This is a genomic window from Frankia sp. CgMI4, from assembly GCF_001756285.1.
Classification (GTDB): domain Bacteria; phylum Actinomycetota; class Actinomycetes; order Frankiales; family Frankiaceae; genus Frankia; species Frankia casuarinae.
The window spans coordinates 31179-52463 of sequence record NZ_MAQZ01000066.1 but is presented as its reverse complement, the minus strand read 5'-3'; the positions used below and the strand labels follow the sequence as shown (position 1 = coordinate 52463).

Genomic DNA, 21285 nt, shown 5'->3' with positions numbered 1-21285 from the left:
GGCGGCGATCAAGACTGTCCGCGGCATCGTCGACTGGATCGTCGCGTCGGTGGATCCGGATGCCGCCGGCGCGACCGAACCGGCCGAGCCCACCGGGCCCGGTCGGTCCGCCGGAGTCGCGAAGTCCGGGGGGGCCGGCTCGACAGCCGCGATCCCGCTACGGCGGTTCGTTGTCGAACCGGAGATCGTCCCCGTGCCCTCGACCCCGGAGCCGGTCGGACGTGCCGGGTCGCTGGCCGGGGCCCGCTTCCTTCTCGTCGAGGGTGGTCTCGGGGTCGGACTCGAGCTCGCCACGTTGCTGGAGCAGGCGGGTGCCGAGGCCCGCATCCTCGCTGCCGACGACCGGGGCCTGGTCGGTCAGGTTCGAGCCGGCGCCGGCGCGGACGGCCTGGTGTGGATCGCCTCGATCGATCCCGGTGCCGGCGACCACGCCGTTCTTCCTGCCGCGTTCGCGGCACTGCGGGCCGCGGCCCTCGGCGGCAGCCGGCGGATGCTCGTCGCGACCGGGCACGGCGGGCGCTTCGGTCGCCCGTCGCCCCACGGCACCGGAGCGCTCGCCCCGGGCGACGCCGGGGACGAGGGGATCCAGCTGACCCCGGGGATGGGCCTCGCCGGCCTGGTGCGCACGATCGCCTGGGAGGTTCCCGACATCGCGGTCCGCCTCGTCGACGTCGAACCGAAGGACGAACCGCGTCGGATCGCCGAGAGCCTGCTCGTCGAGCTGCTCACCCCCGGCGGGCCGTCCGTGGTGGGTTACCGTGACGGGGTCCGCGCGACCCCGCGGATCCGGCCGGTGGAGCTGGGCGTCGCGGGCGACGTCGGCGACGTGGGTGCGGCGGGCTATGCGGGCGAACTGCCCGCCGAGCTCGGTCCCTCCTCGGTGGTGCTGCTCACCGGTGGCGCGCGGGGTATCACGGCGGCCGTCGCCGTGGAGCTCRCCCGGCGCAGCGGCTGCGCCATCGAGCTGATCGGGCGTACCCCACCGCCCACCGGACCGGAGGATCCGGTGACGGCGGATGCGCTCGACGCCCCGGCGCTGCGCCGCGCGCTTGTCGCCACCGGCGTCCGCCGGCCGGCCGAGATCGAGTCCCAGGTGGCCCGGTTGCTCGCCGAGCGGGAGGTGCGCACCACGCTGGAGGTCCTTGGTCGGCTGGCCTCGTCGGTGCGTTACCACGCGATGGACGTGCGTGACGGTGCCGCCGTTGCCTCGGTCGTGGCCGACGTCTACGCCCGCCACGGTCGCCTCGACGGCGTGGTGCACGGTGCGGGCATCCTGGCGGACCGACTCCTGCGGGACAAGACGCCCGAGTCGTTCGACCAGGTGTACCGAACGAAGATCGACGGTGCCCGGGCGCTGCTGGCGGCGCTGCGGGACGACGTCGGCTTCGTCGTCCTGTTCGGGAGTGTCGCGGGCGTCTTCGGCAACCGCGGCCAGGTCGACTACGCCGCCGCGAACGACGCCCTGGACACGCTCGCCGGTGCCTGTGCGGGCCGCTTCGCCGGCCGGGTGGTCAGCGTCGACTGGGGTCCCTGGGGATCCGCGCGGGACTTCGTGGCACGGGCCGGCGGACCGGCCCCCGCGGTGACCGGGGGCGCGGTGGCCGGTGCGGCCGGTGTGACCGGCGGTGGGATGGTCTCCCCGGAGCTTGCCCGGGAGTACGCGCGCCGTGGCATCGGCCTGATCGATCCCGCCGACGGGGTGGYCGCCCTGCTGCGGGAGCTGGCCGCTCCGGCGGGCACGCCCGCGCAGGTCGTCTACATGTGCGCCTCGGTGGAGTCGTTCGATGCCTGAGCCCGGTGCCGGGCCGGGGGGGCGGTCGGCGTCGGGATCCCGGTCCGCGTCCGGGGGCGGCGCCCCACCCATCGCCCTGGTCGGGATGGCGGCGCTGTTCCCCGGCGCCGGCGACCTCGGCACCTTCTGGGGCAACATCGTCGGGGGTGTCGACGCGATCCGGGAGGTGTCGCCGGAGCGTTTCGACGTTGACGACTACTTCCGCCCCGACCTGTTTCGCCCCGACCTGCCCCGCGGTGACCGTCCCGGCGCCGGACCGGGCGGTGTGGGCAGACCCGGCGGTGTGGGCAGCCCCGGCGGTGCCAGCGACGCCTTCTACTGCCGGCGTGGCGGTTTCGTCGAGGAGTTCGCGTCGTTCGATCCGGCCGCGTTCGGCATCATGCCGCTGGCCGTCGACTGGGCCGAACCCGACCAGCTGCTGTCCCTGCGGCTCGCCGCCGAGGCGATCACGGACGCCGGCGGTCCCGAGCGGTTGGGGGACGCCGAGCGTGTCGGGGTGGTGCTCGGCCGCGGCGGCTACGTCGGTCCCGGGGTCGCCAAGCTCGAACAGCGGGTGCGCACCTCCCGCCAGATTGTCACGACGCTGCGCGAGATCCTGCCCGACCTGCCGGCCGAGRCCGTCGAACGGGTCCGGGAGGCGTTCGTCGCCCAGCTCGGACCGCAGCGCCCCGAGGCGTCCATCGGGCTGGTGCCGAACCTCGCCGCCTCCCGCATCGCCAACCGGCTCGACCTGCGCGGACCCGCCTACACCGTGGACGGGGCCTGCGCGTCATCGCTCATCGCCGTCGACATGGCGATGCGTGACCTCGGGTCCGGCCGGACCKACGCGATGATCGTCGGTGGCGCCCACATCGTGCACGAGGCGTCGTTCTGGAGCGTCTTCACCCTGCTGCGGGCGTTGTCCCCGAGTGAGATCATCCGTCCCTTCGACCGGCGGGCCGACGGCATTCTCATCGGCGAGGGCGTCGGCATGGTCGTCCTCAAGCGGCTTGCCGACGCCGAGCGCGACGGCGATCGGATCTACGCGGTGCTGCGGGGATCGGGCACGTCCAGTGACGGCCGGTCCGCCTCGCTGATGGCCCCGGCCGTCGAAGGCCAGACGCTCGCCGTCCGCCGGGCCTGGGCGGATGCCGGGCTCGACCCGACGGCGCCGGGTGCGATCGGCCTCGTCGAGGCGCACGGCACGGCCACCCCCACCGGCGACGCTGTGGAGCTCGCCACCCTCAGCCGGATCTTTGGCACCGCGTCGGGCGGACCGGCCGGGCCGGGTCGGGCGGACATCGGGATCGGTTCCGTCAAGTCCATGATCGGTCACGCGATGCCGGCCGCGGGCGCGGCCGCTCTGATCAAGACCGCGCTGGCGCTGCACCACCGGGTCCTGCCGCCCACGCTKCACTGCGACGAGCCGCATCCGGCGTTCGTGGGCAGCCGGTTCGCGCCGGTGCGCGCCGTCGTCGAGTGGGACGCCCCGGCCGGCGGCGGTCCCCGCCGAGCGGGGGTCAACGCCTTCGGGTTCGGCGGCATCAACGCCCATCTGGTGCTGGAGGAGGCGCCGGCACCCGCGGCGGTGACGGCGGCCCGTACGTTCGCCGCCCCGGCGGTGACCACGGTGGACCGGGCAGCCGACCCGGACGTCGGTCCGGACGTCGAACCGGTGCTGCTGTTCGCCGGGGCCGACGCGGCTGACCTGCTGGCCCAGCTCGACGTCCCGGACGCGGAACTGCTCGCCCGCGACGACGCCGCGACCCCGCCGACCGGTGGGCCGTGGCGGCTGGCCCTGGTCGCGCCGACCGCCCGTCGGCTGGCGCTCGCCCGCACCGTCGTCGAGCGCGGCACCCCCTGGCGGGGACGCAACGACCTGTGGTTCACCCCGGCAGGGATGTTCGCCCCCGCGCGGGCGGGTGGGGACTCCCCGGCGCAGACCGCTTTCCTGTTCTGCGGCTTGGAGGACAAGTTCACCCCGCGGATCGACGATGTCTGCGAACACTTCGGGCTGACGAAGCCGACCCTCGACGACACCGGGATGCTCGGCCGGCATGGCGTCGCGAGCGTTGAGGTCGGCCGGATCCTCGATGTGGCGCTGCGGCGGCTCGGGATCATCCCGGACCTCGTCGGCGGCCACAGCATCGGCGAGTGGAACGCGATGATCTCCTGCGGGCTGATCACCGACGAGTACACCGACGACTTCCTCGCCGGCTTCGACCCGACAGCCCTGGAGGTGCCGGGGGTCGTCTTCGGCGCGCTCGGCTGCGGCGCGCAGCGCGCGACGGAGGTCATCGCCGGGCTCGACGAGGTCGTCGTCTCCCACGACAACTGCCCGCATCAGTCGATCATCTGTGGGCGGGAGGACAGCGTGCGTACCACGCTGGACCGGCTGCGCCGCGACGGCGTGCTGGGCCAGATCCTGCCGTTCCGGTCAGGGTTCCACTCCCCGTTCCTCGAACCGTACCTGGACCCGATGCGGGCGCGGCTCGCCCGCACCACGTTCGTCGAGGCGAGCGTGCCGATCTGGTCGGCGACCACGGTGGCGCCCTACCCGAGCGACCACGACGCCATCCGCGCGCTCGCTCTTCGACACCTGGTCGAACCGGTACGCTTCCGCCAGCTCGTCGAGCGGCTGCGCGAGCGCGGGGTGYGTGCCTTCATCCAGGTCGGAGTGGGCAGCGTCGCGGGATTCGTCGACGACACCCTGCCCGGCAACGACCATCTCTCGTTGGTCACGAATACCGTGAAGCGTCCCGGGCTGGACCAGCTGCGGCGGGTCGCGGCGGCGATGTGGGCGGAAGGCGCCGCGCCCCGGATGGACCTGCTGCCCTGCCGGTCGCGACCCGCGCCGGCGGTGCCGCCGCTCCCCCGGGCGGCCAACGGACCGCACCGCGTCGGCGCCCCGGTGCGGTTGAGCCTCGGCACCCCCCTGATCCGCCTCGGCGGCGGGGCCGGCGACCTGCTCAACCCGGGCAGTGCCGATCGGACCCACCGGAACCCGCCGGCCTGGGCCGAAGGTGACGTGCCGACGCATCCGGTGATTGCCGAGCTGCGGGCCGCGCTCGCCGAGGCGGACGCGGTGATGTCCACCGTGGTCGACCGCTGGTCGCATGGGGCGACGCCGGCTCGGGTCCCCCCGCCCGGATCGGGGGGCAGGGCGATCCCGGGCGATGCGATCCCGGGCGGYGTGCGGTCGGGCGGCGTGCGCGGTGGTGCTCGGTTCCGCGCCGACGATGCTCCCCGGGGCGGTGGCACGTCCGGCGGTGCCGGCGGAAACGGCGACGCGGGTTCGACGGGCGTCCCTCCTCGCCGCGGCGCGAGCGCGGCCGACGGCGGGGCGGCCGGTCGGGGCACGGGCGCCGATCGGACGTCCGCGGTGGGCTGGGTACCCGTGCCCCGTGACAGTCCCGAACCCGGGCCGCGGATGTTCCGGCGACGGCTGTCGCTGGCGTCGATGCCGCACATCGTCGACCACTGCTTCTACCGTCAGCCGCCGGGCTGGGCGGACATATCCGATCTGTTCCCGGTCGTGCCGATGACCGAGGTCCTCGAGCTCATGATCGGCGAGGCCGCCGCGCTGCTGCCGGGCCGGGTGCCGGTCGGTGTCCGAGACGTCCGGGCGTTGCGCTGGCTCGCGATCGAGCCGGCGGTGGAGGTGTCCATTGCGCTCGCCCCCGCGGGGCCGGACGCGGTGCGGGTGACCGTGGACGGCTACGCCCGCGGCACGGTGCTGTTCGCAGCGGACCACCTGCCGCCGCCCGAGTCAACCGCGATCACCGCCGATCTGTCCGTGGGCCGGACGGGCCCGACGCTGCCCGTCGAGCGGCCCCCGCGGCATCGTGGCAGGGATCTCTACGGGGCCCGGTTCCTCTTCCACGGTCCCGGCTACCAGGGCATCCATCGGATCGAGGCGATCGCCCCGACCGGTATCCGGGGGCGTCTGCGGGTGCCGTCGGCGTCCGGCGCCCTGCTCGACAACGTGGGCCAGCTCTTCGGCTACTGGGCGATGGAGCATCTGTCCGACGACTCCCTCCTGCTCCCGCAGTCCCTGGCCGACGTGCAGTTCCACGGCCCGGCACCGGTGGAGGGCGACCTGGTGGACTGCGTCGTACGGATCCGGCAGGTGGCCGAGCGCACGGTGACCGCGGACATGGAGGTGCGGCGGGCCGACGGACGTGTCTGGGCGGTCATCACCGGGTGGACCGACCGCCGGTTCGCCAACGACGACGTGCTCTGGGCGATGGTGCGTGYGCCGGAGTTGAACACGGTGGCCCAGCCCTCCGGTGAGGGCTGGGTGGTCGCCGTGGACCGCTGGCCCGACGCGGCCTCGCGGGAACTGATCGTGCGCCACTACGCCGATGCCGCCGAGCGTGCCCGGCTCGCCGCGCTCAACCCCAGGGCGGCACGCGGCCGGCTGTTGGGACGGATCGCCGCCCAGGACGCAGTCCGGCGATGGCTGTGGGAACGGGGAGCGGGGCCCGTCTGGGGGATCGAGGTCGGGATCCGTAACGACGACGTGGGTGCCCCGGTCATCACCTCCCTGCCGGCGCGGCCGGGTGTCCCAGCGTTCGACCCCCCGGGGGTGTCGCTCGCCCACAAGCCGGAGCTCGCCGTGGCCTTGGTCGCTGCGGACGGGGAGGTTGGCATCGATCTTGAGCGGATCGTGTCCCGCGCCGCCGGGGTCGAGAAGGCGGCCCTGGCGCCCACCGAACTGCGCCTGCTCGACCGGGTCGCCGGCACCGATCCTCACCGGCGGGCCGTGTGGTTCACCCGGCTGTGGGCGGCGAAGGAGGCGGCGGCGAAGGCCGACGGAACGGGCCTCGCTGGCCGTCCACGTCGGTTCGTCGTGGACGGCCCCCATCCCTTCCCGGGGAAGGCCCATTCCCCGGGAAGGGATGGGCTCGCATCCTCCCCGGTGGGGGGCACCCCGCCCGACCTGGTCCGGGTCACCGTCTACGGGGATGGTCCCGACGGGTCGGTGCCGGAGYGGACCCGGTGGGTGGCGTTGCGTACGGTGGACGCCRCCGGCCGGATTCAGCCGGAACCGACCGRCCCGGCGCCCCGCGAGGGCGGGGTATCGCCGTCGCGGCGTCAGGACGCTGTGGGCGATGACGTCTCCACCGGAAGAGTCGATATCGCTACCGTCAGTTATGTAGTCGCCTGGACCTCCCCCGAGGTCGAGGCGCATGGTCTCCAGAGCCAGAAGGAGTGTTGATGATGTCTGCGCAGAGCACGACGAGGCAGGGTCCTCCCGGCCCGGATCCGGACGACCGCACCGACGCCGTCACGCGGGCCGAGGCCGAGGCCCGGATCCTCGGCGAGGTCACGGAGCTCCTGCGGGAGGTGATCGGGGAGGAGTACGTCGTGGACATGGAGATCACGATGRCCACCTCGTTCAATCAGGATCTCGAGCTGGAGAGCATCGAGTTCGTGGCGCTGGCCGACCGGCTGCGTGGGCGCTACGGCGAGGCGGTGGACTTCGTCGRCCTCCTTGCCGACATGGACGTCGACCAGGTGATCAACATGCGGGTCGGCGAGGTCGTCCACTTCATCGTCGACAGCCTCCCGACGCTGGCGCCGGCGGGATCGGCCTGAAGGCCCGTGGCTGAGATCATCGCGAACGGGATCCGGCTGCACGTGCAGCGACTGGCGCCCAGGGGCGGAGCGTCCACGGACTCGCCGGTCGTCGTGATGGTGCACGGCATGGTGATGGACAACATCTCCAGCTTCTACTTCACGCTGGGCAACTGCCTCGCCGATGCCGGCTGCGACGTCATCTGCTACGACCTGCGCGGCCATGGGCGCAGCGAGCGGACCCGCGGCGGCTACGAGCTGGCGGACTCGATGGCCGATCTGCTCGGGCTGCTCGACGAGCTCGGGGTGGATCGCCCGGTGCACCTGGTGGGTAACAGTTACGGCGCCACGATGGCGCTGGCTTTCGGGCTGGAGTTCACCTCCCGGGTGGCGAGCCTGACGCTGATCGAGCCGCCGTTCCTGATCGAGGGTCTTGGCGAGGAGATGGCCCGATCGCTGACCCAGATCCTCGTCGCGATGACCGACGAGGAGGTCCAGGAGTGGTTGGACAACGGCGCCGGACGCGTGGCCAGCCGCGCCACCCGGGCCGCGCAGCGGCTGCTGCAGGAGACGACGATCRCCACCGACATGCTGGCGACTCCGCCGTTCTCCACCGAGGCGCTGGCCGCGCTGAACGTCCCGGTGCTCGCGGTGTACGGGGAGAACTCCGACATCATCGGGCAGGCTGCGGGCCTGGCCGCGCTGGTGCCCGAGTGCACCCTGATCGTCCTGGAGCACCACACGCACATGGTGCTGCGGGAGGYCGCGCACTACCTGCGGGACCTGCTGCGGTGGTGGTTGTTCCGCCGCCAGACGCCGCCGCCGCCCTACGTGCGCGCGAACGGCCGGCGCTTCGCCACCCCGGACTGGGTGACGCAGCGGGTGCCGCCGCCCGATCTCAACGCCGAGCGCCGGCCGGCCCCGATYTCGGCCGACGCGGCAGTTGCGGCCGGCGAGGGGCGTGAGGGGCGAGGGGCGTGAGAAGAGTCTGATGAGCCGCGTGCTGTTCGTGGTGCCGCCCCTGACCGGGCATGTCAACCCGGCGGTCGGGGTCGCCGCCGAGCTGGCCGCCCGTGGTCACGAGGTGGCGCTCGCCGGGTACGCGGGCGTCATCGGATCGTTGATCCCGCCGGAGCTGGCCCTGCTGGCGTTACCCGAGGCGGGCCTGGGCGAGAAGTGGTCCCGGATCCAGGACGCGTCTCGGGCGCTGCGGGGGCCGGCGTCGCTGAAGTTCCTGTGGGAGGACTTCCTGCTCCCGCTCGGCTCGATGATGGCCCCGGCGATCGACAGGATCATCGACGACTTCCAGCCCGACCTGCTCGTCATCGACCAGCAGGCGGTGGGCGCCGCGCTCGTCGCCCGTCGCCGGGGCCTGCGCTGGGCGACCCTCGCGGCGACCTCCGCCGAGTTCGACAATCCTTACGGGGTGCTCGCGGGCCTGGGGCAGTGGGTCGTCGACCGCCTGCGGGAGTTCCAGACCGGGCACGGAGTGCCGCCCGACGAGGCTGCCATCGGGGACCTGCGCTTCTCCGAGGCGTTGACCCTCGTCTTCTCCGTCCGGGAAATGCTGCACAATCCCGGGATCCCGGACTACGCGGTCTTCGTCGGCAGCGCGGTCGGGAAACGGGCCGGGGCGGGCGAGTTCCCCTGGGACTGGCTCGACCCGGCCCGCCGGGCGGTGCTCGTCTCCCTCGGCACGGTGACCCGGGAGGCCGGCGGTCGGTTTCTGCGGGCGGCGGCCGAGGGGCTGCTCGGCCTRCCCGAGCGGGTACAGGCGATCGTCGTCGCCACACCCGGGCTCGTTGACGACCTCGCCGCCGCGGCGCCCGACGATCTGCTGGTCGCGCCGTTCGTGCCGCAGGTCGCGTTACTTCCGCGGTTGTCGGCGGTGGTGTGCCACGCCGGCAACAACACCGTCTGTGAGTCGCTGTCACACGGGGTTCCGCTGGTGGTCGCCCCGGTTCGCGACGATCAGCCGATCATCGGCGAGCAGGTCGTCCGTAACGGGGCCGGGGTGCGCGTCAAGTTCGGTCGGGCCGGACCCACCGCCGTGYGTTCCGCGGTGACGGCCGTGCTGGACGATCCGTCGTACCGGGCCGCCGCCGCCCGGATGCGGGCCGCCTTCGCCGCGGCCGGCGGGGTGGCCGCCGCCGCCGATCACCTTGAGAAGCTGGCGGTCTGATGCTCGGTCTGGCGGTCCGGTGATCGGTCTCGTGGTCTGATGCTCGAACGGTTCTGACGTCGTGCTGACATGGTTGCCGATCCTGGTGTGTGCCGGTCTGGCGATCAACGGTGTGCGGCTGCGCGGTCGGCTGCGTCGTCTCGACACCCTGCCGGCCTCCGGTCGCCCGGTGGACCCCGCGCATGAGTTCCTCGTCGCGACCGGGGTCCGCCTCTCCGACAGCGGCCGACGGGCGGCCAGTTACCACGCCAGCCGGGACCGGCTCGACGTGCTCGACCTCGTCCCGGCGGACCTGACGGCCGAACGGGCGCTCGACCTCGCCCGGATGGTCGACACCCGCACCTACCGGGCCGACCGCTGCGTGCCCGGCCGCGGCGCCTTCCAGGCGCTGCTGGTCCACTCCGAGATTCTCCAGCGGGCTGGGATCACCCGCCGGGACGGTTTCGACCCGGTGGAGCTCGTCGACATCACCGAGCGGCTGAAGACCTTCGCCTCCGGCTCGACGGATCTGGCGGTGCTGCCGGGGCTGCGTGCCGCCCGGGACGACGCGGCGATGCGTGTCCGCGTCCAGCAGCGGGCCTACCGGTTCACCCGGCAGAACCAGCTCTTCCCGTTCGTACCCCAGATCGCCACCGCGATCGGCTTCCATGTGAACCAGCCGTTCSGCCTCGCGGCCATGGCGCTGTTCTGGTTCCAGCCGTTCTTCGTCTGCGCCGGCCGGGTGCCGCTGTCCCCGCGCGATCTCATTCGTTCTCCCATCGTGCGCATCCTCGGYGGGGTGCTGTTCGTGGTCGACTCCGTGCGGGCCGGCCGGGCGCAGGCCGTGAAGGCGGCTGAGGCGAAGGCCGCCGGGCTTCCTCCGGACCCGGTCAAGCATGCGGCCAGGCAGGAGACCGCCGCCAGCCGCGCCTCCTACTCCCAGGACGTCCAGGCCGGCCTCGACCGGTTCCTGCGCCACGACCGGGCCGACTGCCCCTGGTGCGGATCGGTCGAGCTCGCCACCCGGGTGGAGTCGCCGGACCTGCTCCTGCGCAAGCCCGGTTCCTTCCGGCTGGACGGCTGCGAGCGCTGCGGGCATGTCTTCCTCAACCCGTCGTTGAGCCCGGCCGGGCGTGAGTTCTACGACCGGGACCGCTACGACGGCCTGCGCACCGATGTCGCCGAGCAGGTCCTGGCCGCGATCGCCCGCGAGCGGCGCGAGCAGGCTGCCGCCGTCCGACCGTTCGTGGTGCCACGGACCTGGCTGGACGTGGGGGCCCGGTACGGTCACTTCGCCAACGCGGCCCGAGAGGTGTGGCCGAGGACGGTGTTTGACGGGCTCGACACCTTTCCCGGCCTGGCCAAGGGCCTGGCGCGCGGCTGGATCGACCACGCCCACTACGGCCGTTTCTCCGACGTCGTCGACAGCCTCGCCGGCCGGTACGACGTCATCAGCATGTTCGACTACCTGGAACGCCGCGACGACCCGTCGGCGGAGCTCGACGCCGTCGCGAAGGCGTTGCCGCCTGGCGGGCACGTCGTCTGCGAGCTGGCCAACGCCGACTGCCGGCAGGCCCGCTGGCTCGGCCGGTTCTGGCCCGGCTGGGCGGTCCCCGAGCGCGCCCACTTCATCCCCGCGGAGAACCTGATCGCCGCGCTGGAGGACCGGGGGCTGCGGCCGGTCGCGGTGCGCTTCGCCGCGGCGCGCCGTCCCGGTGGGCTGACCGGCGCCCTGCTGCTCGCCGTGGCCATGATCGCGCCACGCCCCATGCCGTGGCTGCCCCAGCAGGCCGGCCCGGTCGGCGCGGCCGGCCGCGTCCTGGTGATGCTTGTGGCCAGCCCCCTACTGGGACTGGCCCGCCTCCTCGACCGCCTTGCCGGCCGGTACGCGCACGACGCCCGGTACGCCGGCACCTACCTGATGATCGCCCGCAAGGAGCTCTGACCTCGGCGGACCGGTTGACCGGAATGTGCGGCGCGGCACAGGGATACGGGACGCGACGAACGAATGTCCCGCGGAGCTCAGGAGGCCAGCGCCCGCGGAGCGCGCGGCACCGACGCCGACCAGYCGCGGTCACGCAGCGCCCCGCCTACGAGGGAAGCCACCTCGGCCGGGGCGTCCCGCGCCAGGCGTGCCGGCAGACGGATGAGGAGCTGGCCGGTCGGCTCGGCGACGACCGTCGGCCCAGGGACCGTCGCCTGGATCTCCACCCGCACGCGCCACGGCTCGTACCAGACGTCGAGGCGCGCCATCGGCTCGTCCGCGGGCCCGTTGACACTCGGGGTCCCTACCGGCAACCCCCACTGGGCCTCGATGCGACGGTACATGATCTCGGTGAGGCGCGGCGCGTCCCGGCCCAGGTCGTCCAACGTCTCGGTGATCAGCGTCCGGCGGCTGATCGGACCACGCCGGGCCAGCGCGATCCGCAGGCTCGCGACGGTGACGAAACGTTGACGGACAGCGTCAACGAGCAGGCCCTGCGCGTCCGCGCGGGTAGCCGCCCACTCGGCCATGTCGATGACGGACCGGGCGGGGGCCGTCCGCCGGGGCAGGCGGAGGGGATCGATCTCGGTGATGTCGAGCCGAGCGCTGTGCCGCAGAAGCACGCCCGGTGGCGCGGCGATCCGGCGTTCGGTGGGCAGGAGAACCGTCACCGGGCCGGTGCCGTAGCCGTCCAGACCCGCGAGCCCCGCCGCGCAGGCGCCCGCGAGCACCGCGTCCGGGCCGACGGCCTGCAGGGCCCCCCACAGCTCCTGCATCCTCGTCACGGGTGTGGCGGTTGTGATCAGCACGCCGCGGAAGGGTTGCTGCCAGCGACCGTCGTTCAACCGTCGGCGGATCTCGTCGCGGGTGATGCCGGCGTTGATCGCATCGCGTATCGTGATCACGCCGGCCTGCATGGTGGCGATCTCCTGCCAGGAGAGTCGGCCAGGGTTATGGGCCATGAGAAGACGATGACGGTTGTCTGTCTGTTGGGCCAGAACCTTTTTCGGGCTGTGGATAACTTTCGGCTGTCTCCTTCCTGACGGCCGCGTTCCGGACCGGGTCAGCCATGCCCCGGGTGGTGGTCCCCGACGCCGGGAACCCATCCCCGCGCCCCCGGGTGAGTGCTCTGGCCGCCGGGACCGCCGGGACTGCCGGGGCCGCTGGGACGCGCCTTGGGCGGGACGAGCCGGTAGACCTCCTCGTCGGCCGGCGGTTGCTGGCCGATGCCCGGAAACCCGACGGGCGGGGCAGGCTCGATCCGACGCTGTTCCTCCGCGCCGGTCCGCGCAGGGCCGGCCTGGTCCGTACCGGCCTGGATCACCTCGGCTCCGGCGGTTCCGACGTGGTGACCCGCCAGGGGCGTGGCGGCCGCGTCAGGTACGGACCAGCGGTCGGCCGCGGAGACCCCAGGCAGCAGGACGGTGCCCGGATTGCAGTCCCCCGGCACCACCCGTCCCGCCCCATCGACCGGGTTGACCAGCAGGAACGCGGTCGCCGGCAGGGTCTGGACGGTGGTCGGCTCCACGGTGAACTCGTATACCCGCTGGGAGGTCGTGCCGTCGGTTGTCGAGTCGCTCACCGACGAGTTTGTCGTGCGCTGCCAGGTCTGCGATCGCGACGCCGTCACCGRCTCCTGCCATCCGGCGTTCTTCGACGTGTTCTGCAACCAGGGCAGCAGCCGGGTGCCGTCGTAGGTCCGGCCGGTTCCGCCGCTGGTGCCGGTCGTCTCCGAGGTGCCGTCCTGGTAACCGACGCTGTCGCTGTCGCCGGCCGTGAAACTGCGCCCCACCTGGGCCGTCACCTGAGACATGACGAAGCGGTAACCACGCCCGATGAATTCCGCCGCGGTCGCGGCGTCCTTACCGTTCCCCAATCGCATGATGATCGTCGAGCCTCCCTGGCTGCCCAGCACCCGTTCGGCGTCGTCGGCGAGCCGTTCGAAGAGCAGCACGAGCCGCACCCCGGCGAGCTCGGCGTGGCGGGTCAGCCCGGTCAGGACCGCTCGGCCGAGATGGTCCGCCCCGGCGACGACCAGCATGTCCCGGCCGGTCGGCCCGCCCCGCTGGCGGCAACGGAGCTGGTGGAGCACGGTCTGGACGAGGAGCCGGTCCGTGAGTTCCTTGCGGTGGGCGGACGAGTCCCGGCTCGACGTGGCGAGAACCCGCAGCCCGGGTACCGGCCACCAGGCCGTCAGTGGACGGGGCGCGCTGTCGACCCTGGCCGTCGGCATCCTGGCCGTCGGCATCCTGGCCGTCGACATATCGGCGGCGGCCGCCAACATATGGGCCTCGACCGTCGCGGCCGGTGCCGTCGCGGCCGGTGCCGTCGCGGCCGTGGCTGGTGGTGGCGGGCTGAGCGCCTCCAGCGAGGAACGCAGGTAGCGCAGCTCGTCGGCGATCCGGTCACCGCGGCCGAACGCGTCCATGTGCGCGGTGAGCTCCCCGGCCTCGGCCGTCGACAGCGACGTGGCCGCGCTGCCGTCGTCGAGACCTTCGAGGACGCGCAGGCCCTCGGCGAGACGGCGAATGCTGAGCCGTTCGTACAGAACGACGGCGACGGTGGTGACCAGGTCCGCGTGCAGGGCGCGTCGGTGCGGATCATCGCCGCTCTCCTGGGACATGCCGAACGCGTCGGCGACGAGCTCGCCGGCCTCCCGCGGCCCGAGGCCGTCGAGGAGCGCCACCTCGTCGAGCTGGCGGGGCAGGTCCCAGGACTCCACCGGCCAGCGCGCCTGGCCGGCGAGGCGTGCCAACCCCCCGCCCACCGCCCGCTCGCTGAGATCGACGAGCAGGATGCCGGTGCCGCCGGTGAGCACCGAGCAGCCCGCGGTGGCCAGCAGGCTCGCCCATCCGTCGCCGGTTCCGCCGAACACGTCGATCCTGGGGGTCGCCGCGGGGGCCGAGACGGGATAGAAGACGGCGGTGGCCTCTCGGCGTCGCAGCTCGGCCCGGTCGTGCGCGTCGACCTCGGTCTGCCAGGACGTCAACGCCTGCAGGTGGCGGGTGTATCCGTCGGCCCGGGCCGACGCGGCCCGGGATCGTGTCCGGCCCAGCCGGTAGTGCAGGATCAGCGGAGGCAGGCACGCGACCACGGCGAGCGCGAGTCCCGCCGGGACGAAGAAGAACCCCCCCTCGCCCGCGAGCAGCATGCCGAACACCACGAAGGCCATCGGCAGGACGAGCCTGGTCAGCAGGGCGCGGACGGCATGGTTTCGCCGGGCCGTGAGCGCGGTCAGATCGGGCGATTCGGGCTCCTGCCAGACCGGTTGACGGTCGGCGAGCGGGCTCGGGGCCGATGGACCGGTGTCGACGAACTCCCAGCCCCAACGCTCCCGTGGAACGAAGAGCCCCTGGATCAGCCGGGCCTCAGTCGTGGTTAGCGTGCCCACCCCCATCGCCGACCCTCCGCCGTCCCACTCGCCTGCTCCCGCGTCGCAGCCCACCGTGCCGCAGCCCCGACGGCCGCAGCCCACCGTGCCGCAGCGACTCCCCGTTCCCGATCATCGTGCACCTGGAAACGATCTCGGCACGCCCGGTGTCAGTACTGGGGCGTTACGTGGCCATTRTGGCGCGTGGTGTCCACTCTGTCGCGTTCCGCCGTGCATGTCGGCCCCGCCGTAACGTCCCGACGGTCGACGGGCCCGGGCGCTCAGTCCCGCGCTGTCCCGAACGCGGATGCTGTCCCGAACACGGATGCTGTCCCGAACGCGGATGCTGTCCCGAACGCGGATGCTGTCCCGATGGACGGGCCGAGGGCGGTGGCCGCCGCGGTGGACTCCGGTGGGGCGCTCCCCGGTCCGCTCGGCGCGGGGCCGACGAGGTCGGAGATCTGGGTGGCCAGCTCGGCCAGTCCCTTGCCGGTGCATGCCTGGTGGAGCGCGTCCGACAGCGAGGTGGCATCCGCCGCGCCGGTGAGTTCCCGGACCGCCACGGTGAGGCCGCTGACCGCCGGATCACCGATGTTGACCTTCTCCCGGCCCGGAGCGTAGAAGGCACCGTTCTTCAGCCGGGTGAGCTGTTCGCCCACGGTCTCGCCCGGCAGGGTCAGGCCGCGCTCGCGCCAGGCCGCGGTGAGCGGATGCGGGCCCGCGCCGGCCCCCCGCCGGCGCACTGCGTCAACCAGCGCCTGCCGGACGTCCTGCCAGCGGTACATGCCCGCGGTCAGGTGCCGGGAGTCGACGGTGTTCGCCGTGTTCGCCGTGTCCGCCGTGTCTGCCGCGTCCGCCGCCTCTGCCGCGTCCGCCGGGGACGGCGGCAGGCCGAGGAGCCGGCGCAGCGTCGCGAGCAGGGCGGCGGTGAAGTCGTCCGGGTCGACGAAGGGGCGCAGCGCGGCGGCGCGGGCGTCCGTCGCCCGGTCGGCGGCATGGGCGAGCGCGCAGTCGAGGATGCGACCCGGCAACGCGGCGAGGGTGGTCCGCAGGGGTTCCGCCGGAGCGAACGGCGCGATCCCGAGCAGATGGGTGAAGCCCATGACCTGGTGCGCGGCCACCGCCTCGACCCACACCACCAGCAGGGGATCGCGGGCCGCGAGGGCGGACGTCTCCGTCTCCTCCAGGGTGCAGGCGGGGCCGGCGACGCAGGCCGCGCCGCAGCCGAGGCTGCGCCGTCCGGCCAGGGGCACCCGGTCGTAGCGCGCGTAGCGCGCGCTCTCCCGGTCGTCTCCGGCGACCATCCGGGCCAGCACGGGACGGTCCATGCCGTCCGCGCTTACCGCCGCCACCCCCGCCGGCAGCGCGACGACCAGTTCGGACTGATCGTCGCGCAGGTTCATTGTCGCGCCGACGGCTTCTCGGTCGTCGGCGGCCGGGAGCCGGTGCATCACCTTCAGTGCGGTGTTCTTGATAACGTCGGGAAGGATCTTCGCTGGGATCTGCTCCACGACAACGAGCCCCTCGCCGTAGGCGCGGATCTCCGCGAGCAGTGAGGCGAACAGGTCGACGGAGGCCGCGGCCGGGCCGTCGGTGACGTTCTTGAGCAGCCGGTGGGCCTCCTCCAGGACCAGGACGTGGCGCAGTCCGCCCGCGCCCGCGGTGGCGTACCGGACCCGCAGATGCTCCACGACGCGGATCAGGACGGCGCCGAGCAGGAACGCCTTGTCCTGGTCGCTGGTGATGTCCTCCAGCTCGAAGACGACGTTGCGCGCCAGCAGGGCGCCGATATMGATCGGATGCCCGCCCTCGAAGAACCGACCGGGAGAACCCTCTCGCAGGCTACCGATGCGCACGTCGACAAAGCCCCGGACGTCCGCCGTGACCTCCACGCCGTAGCCGATGTTCTCGACCACCCTCGTCGCGGTGCGCTGCAGGTCCCCGAGGGTCGGATATCGCCTGCGCACGTCGACCTTCGGGTCCTCCTCCGGCCCGGTCACCCGGAATCTGGGCCGGTGCGCGGGCTCCGGCCGGTCCAGCACCAGGTTCCATCCCAGGTCCTGGTAACAGACCGTCAGCGCGCGGGCGAGCACCTGGGGGAACGGCTCGTGYGCCTCGAACGCCGCCAGGAACAAGGCCCGGACGAGATCGATGTGGCTCTGCAAGGGAAAGCCGGGCTCGGGTTCCAGYGGGTTCAGTGACGCCGGTGGAGCGTCGAGCCGGCCCGGCCTGATGACGAGCACCTCGGCGAGGCCGGCGAGCCGCCCGGCCATCCGGGCGTACTCGGCCTTGGCCGGCTCCAGGACCAGCCACGGAACGGGCGCCGGAGCACGGGTCAACGACTCCAGCAGCGACCGCACGGTCTGTGACTTCCCGGATCCGGTGGCGCCGCAGACGAAGGCGTGCCGGTTGAGCGTCGCGAGGGAAACCGAGAACGCGCCGGCCGGCATCCAGCCGGCGTCGAGCACGTCGCCGAGCCGAACGGCGCCGGGCGTTCCCCGGGGGTCCGCGGGACCGGACCGGTTCGGACCCTCGGGCGTCACGTCGAAGGCGTGCGGTGTGATCAGGGTGATGCCCGGCAGCTCACGGCCGGGCGGCCGGGCCAGCGCCGCCAGCAGCTCCGCGCTCGCCCGCGGCGAGGACCGCGGTGAGCCGGCCAGCCCGCCGGCTCCGGCTCCGACCCCGGCTCCGACCCCGCCGAGGGCCCCCGCGAACGAGGTGACCGGGCCGGTCGGACGCAACGTGTAGGGCAGCCGGTCGAGATCGCTGGAGCTGCACAGCAGGGCGGCCAGCGAGACCGCGCCGGCCGGGGTCACCCCACCGACCAGGATCTCCACGTCCCACATGCCGCTCGACGCGCCCCGGCCCAGTTCCCGGTAGCGGGCCTCCGCGCGCTCCAAGTCGAGCCGGGCGCCCTGGTCGTTCTCCCGCCGGCGCAGCACGGGGATCGATCGCGCGAGGTCCGCCCGTTCCTCGGCGAGATGCTCGGGGGGCACCGGCCACGCGAGCACAAGCCAGGCGAACGGGCCGACGAGATGCGCGGCGTAGTCGTCGAACGATCCGCGGCGGGTGTCTGGCTGCCGGGCGTCGGTGCCGGGATCGGYGGCCCACAGGGCATCCGGGAGGCCTTCGCACCGCAGCCAGTAGGGGAAGCCGGCGAGCTGGGCGGGTACGGCGTCCGGTGGCAGCGCCACCGCTGTCGATCCCGGGGGGTACAGCAGCGGAACCGCGGTTGCGGCTGGTGTCGACGTGGCTGTTGCGAGCGACGTGGCCGCCGCGGTCGGGTCTGTCGCGGTCGGGTCCGCTGGGAAGAAGGGCCGGCCGCCGGCGAGGAACCGGATGTGCGCCTCACCCGGGCCCCGTAGCCAGGCGACGGCGATTCCCGGCCGGGCTGCTCCCGGCACCGGGTACGGGCCGCCGCGAGTGGACGCACCGGAGGCGGTGGGTTCGTGGCCGGGCCCGAGCGAGGTCAACTGCGCGTGCGCGCCGACGAGGGCGGCGAAGAGCGCGGCCGGTACGGGATCGGGCCGGTCGGGTGTGTCGGGTCGCCGAGGGGCGGTGAGGATGCGGTGGAACCGGAAACCGGCGAGCACGATCGGAGGGGCCTATTCGTGCCGGCCGCGCTGGGAACGGCTGCCGGCCGCCCGTACCACCATGCGGGCTCCTCGTGGTCTTCGTCTCGTCTCTCCGTGAACATACTTCTGATCATCGGTGCCGATGTGGCAATCTATCACCCTCCGCCGGGCATTGGATCCGGATCGTGTCCATCGTTGCTCGAAGTATCCGAATTCCGAGATCGGGGAGGAGTGAAGGTCGAACATGGAGGCATGGACGGCTGTCTTCGATCGTCACRGTCCCGGGCGCATGGACTCCCGTCGCCGTGATCGCGGTCTGCGGGTGTCGTGGGCCGACGCACCGGCGGCTGCCGCGGGATACCTCCCCAGGTCGGGGTACCTCGCCGGGCTGGGCGACCTCRCCAGGCCGGCGTGAATGATACGTATTGTCATCGCCGGTGCATCATGGCCGCAGCCGGATGGCACGGGCGTGGCGGCCGTCGGGGGCGGCAAGGGTCACGGGGGTGGCAAGGGTCACGGGGGTGGCAAGGGTCACGGGGGTGGCAAGGGTCAACAGCGCGTCGCAGCCTCGCCCGTGGCGTCGTCCCGGAAGTCGGAGGCATGGCCGATCATCGCAGGAATCGCCGCCGGACCGAGACGCGTACGAGCCCCCCGCGGGGTCGCTCGGTCGCGGTCGGTGCCGCCGCGGTGGGTGTGACGTTGGTCGTGGGGGCGGCCAGCGCACTTCATCTCAGCAGTCCCGCTTCGGACCCGGACTCCTCGCATGACCTGTCGGTGTCCGTACCGTCCGGGCCGAGAGGCGCAGCCCGGCTCGGACGCACATCCGGGCTCGGTCCCACCTCCGAAGCACGCCCGTCGGGCGTGGGTGGGCCGGTGAGGACGAGCCGGGTGGCCGGTACCGGCGCGGACGGCAGGGCGGGGCCCGCCTCCGACCTCACCGCGATCCCCGGGGTCGGACCGGTGATGATGACGAAGATTCCGCAGGCCGCCCGGCAGGTGATCGTGGTGAGCGGCATCGACCGGAATGCGAACACCAACAACGTGACGCTGTGGGAACGGGCCGATCCCGGCTCCGCCTGGAAGACCTACGGCGCCCCGCTGATCGGCCGCAACGGCGCCGATGGCTGGACGTACGACCATCGGGAGGGYGATCTGCGCAGCCCGATCGGCGTGTTCAGTCTCACCGCCGCCGGTGGCAAGCTCGCGGATCCGGGCACCGGTCTGCCCTACGAGTATCGCCCGTCGTTCTACCGGGCGACGGGTCCGCGGGGCGAGCCGATGCCCGATGCGTTCAACTATGTGGTCGCCATCGACTACAACCGACTGCCCGGGTATCCGCCGTCGGACCCGACCCGTCCGCTGGGCCCGCAGATCGGCGGGGACATCTGGCTGCATGTCGACCACAGATCGCCGACGCGGGGCTGCATCGCGGTGGAACAGGACGCCCTCGTGGCCATTCTCCGTTGGCTGACCCCGATGGCCCATCCCATGATCGTTATGGGAGACGTGGCGGATCTCGGCGCCGACAACGTGCGCCCCTGAGCCCCTTTCCTTGCCTATCCAGAGAGATAAATCGAGCACAAAAGCCTCTGGATAGGCAAGGAAGCCGACGAGGCTCAGCCGGCCGGCTTCTCCGCGTGCCCACCGAACTGCTTGCGCATCGCCGACAACAGCTTGTCGGCGAACAGGCCCTCCCCGCGCGAACTGAACCGCTCGTAGAGGGACGCCGTCAGCACATGGGCGGGAACGCCCTCCTCCACGGCGGCCAGTACCGTCCAACGTCCTTCCCCGGAGTCGGACACCCGGCCGCTGAACTCGGTGAGTCCGGGATCCTCCTGCAGCGCGGCGGCGGTGAGGTCGAGCAGCCAGGRACTGACCACGCTGCCCCGCCGCCACACCTCGGCGATCGCGGTGGTGTCGAGGTCGTACTGGTAGTACTCCGGGTTGCCCAGCGGGGCGGTCTCGGCGTTGTGCTCGGCGGACGTCGTGCCGATGTTCGCCTTGTCGAGCACCGCGAACCCCTCGGCGAAGGCGGCCATCATGCCGTACTCGATGCCGTTGTGCACCATCTTGACGAAGTGACCGGCGCCGTTCGGGCCGCAGTACAGGTATCCCTTCTCGGCCTGGGTGATCTCGCCGGTCCGGCCCGGGGTCCGCGGGATGGTGCCGACGCCGGGTGCGATCGTCTCGAACAGCGGCTCCAGGCGGGCCACGACCCCCGGTTCGCCGCCGATCATCAGACAGAAGCCGCGTTCCAGCCCGAACACGCCCCCGGAGGTGCCGACGTCGACGTAGTGGATGCCCCGCTCGACGAGCGACGCGGCACGCAGGATGTCATCCCGGTAGTAGGAGTTGCCGCCGTCGATGATCACGTCGTCCGGCGCGAAGTGCTCGGCCAGGGCCGAGACGGTCTCACCGGTCAGCCCGGCGGGCACCATGATCCAGGCAGCCCGGGGTGGACGCAGGGCCGCKGCGAACTCGGCGAGGCTCCGTGTCTCCGTGGCGCCCTCCGCAGCCAGGGCCTTAACGGCCTCGGGGTTGACGTCGTAGACCACGCATTCGTGACCACCGCGGATCAGCCGGCGCACCAGGTTGGCACCCATCCGGCCGAGTCCGATCATCCCGAGCTGCATCTTCATCTCTCCGCTGGTTCGTCTCGATGGCCCGCTCCGGCGTGTCGCCGGGACGGGCCCGGCCTGGCGCTCCTGACGCCATTCTCCGTGCTGCATCCGTGCTTCCCCGTCCGTGGTGCACGTGCTTCTCGTCTCCGAGTCGGCGCCCGCGCCGGACCGGACCGGCCACGGACCGTCCGGACCGGGACCCCGAAAGTTCCCGATGATCTTC

The 21285-nt window shown here is 72.8% G+C and carries 11 protein-coding genes; 7 read left to right on the top strand and 4 right to left on the bottom strand.

Annotated features, from left to right (window positions below; translation table 11 throughout):
* From Manayef4_RS10915 to Manayef4_RS10890, 6 genes are all read left to right on the top strand, one after another.
* On the top strand, positions 1-1792 hold a 1792-nt coding region (locus Manayef4_RS10915), incomplete at its 5' end, for an SDR family NAD(P)-dependent oxidoreductase (protein ID WP_139140061.1).
* Positions 1785-6992, top strand: a complete 5208-nt coding sequence (locus Manayef4_RS10910; RefSeq protein WP_070131506.1) for a type I polyketide synthase — start codon at positions 1785-1787, stop codon at positions 6990-6992. The genes Manayef4_RS10915 and Manayef4_RS10910, both read left to right, overlap by 8 nt.
* Complete coding sequence (locus Manayef4_RS10905) at positions 6992-7372, top strand: phosphopantetheine-binding protein (protein ID WP_254665580.1); 381 nt, start codon at positions 6992-6994, stop codon at positions 7370-7372. Before Manayef4_RS10910 ends, Manayef4_RS10905 begins: the two co-directional genes overlap by 1 nt.
* Before the next feature lie 6 nt (positions 7373-7378).
* Positions 7379-8332 carry an alpha/beta fold hydrolase gene (locus tag Manayef4_RS10900; protein ID WP_070131505.1) on the top strand — a complete coding sequence of 318 codons (954 nt, stop codon included), beginning with the start codon at positions 7379-7381 and terminating at the stop codon, positions 8330-8332.
* Between the two features lie 10 nt (positions 8333-8342).
* The gene (locus Manayef4_RS10895) at positions 8343-9533 is read left to right on the top strand and encodes a glycosyltransferase (RefSeq protein WP_070131510.1); all 1191 of its coding nucleotides are present in this window, start codon (positions 8343-8345) and stop codon (positions 9531-9533) included.
* A 61-nt stretch (positions 9534-9594) separates the two neighbouring features.
* Positions 9595-11457: a class I SAM-dependent methyltransferase gene (locus tag Manayef4_RS10890; RefSeq protein WP_070131504.1), complete on the top strand. Its 1863-nt coding sequence runs from the start codon at positions 9595-9597 to the stop codon at positions 11455-11457.
* Positions 11458-11534: 77 nt separating this feature from the next.
* Here Manayef4_RS10890 and Manayef4_RS10885 read toward each other — a convergent pair whose 3' ends face one another.
* From Manayef4_RS10885 to Manayef4_RS10875, 3 genes are all read right to left on the bottom strand, one after another.
* Positions 11535-12458: a type IV toxin-antitoxin system AbiEi family antitoxin domain-containing protein gene (locus Manayef4_RS10885; protein ID WP_254665579.1), complete on the bottom strand. Its 924-nt coding sequence runs from the start codon at positions 12456-12458 to the stop codon at positions 11535-11537.
* Positions 12459-12559: 101 nt separating this feature from the next.
* The gene (locus Manayef4_RS10880) at positions 12560-14893 is read right to left on the bottom strand and encodes a hypothetical protein (RefSeq protein ID WP_070131509.1); all 2334 of its coding nucleotides are present in this window, start codon (positions 14891-14893) and stop codon (positions 12560-12562) included.
* 254 nt (positions 14894-15147) lie between these two features.
* Positions 15148-18459 (bottom strand): ATP-binding protein, encoded by a 3312-nt coding sequence (locus tag Manayef4_RS10875; RefSeq protein ID WP_070131502.1) that lies wholly within the window; start codon positions 18457-18459, stop codon positions 15148-15150.
* An 870-nt stretch (positions 18460-19329) separates the two neighbouring features.
* Between Manayef4_RS10875 and Manayef4_RS10870 the strand changes: the two genes are divergently transcribed.
* A complete protein-coding gene (locus Manayef4_RS10870; protein WP_023841019.1) occupies positions 19330-19983 on the top strand; it encodes a L,D-transpeptidase family protein in 654 nt (217 codons plus the stop codon).
* A gap of 74 nt (positions 19984-20057) precedes the next feature.
* On the opposite strand, the gene gnd is transcribed toward Manayef4_RS10870, so the two are convergent.
* On the bottom strand, positions 20058-21074 hold the full coding sequence (gnd, locus tag Manayef4_RS10865; protein WP_070131508.1) for a phosphogluconate dehydrogenase (NAD(+)-dependent, decarboxylating): 1017 nt from the start codon (positions 21072-21074) through the stop codon (positions 20058-20060).
* Between the last annotated feature and the right edge of the window lie 211 nt (positions 21075-21285).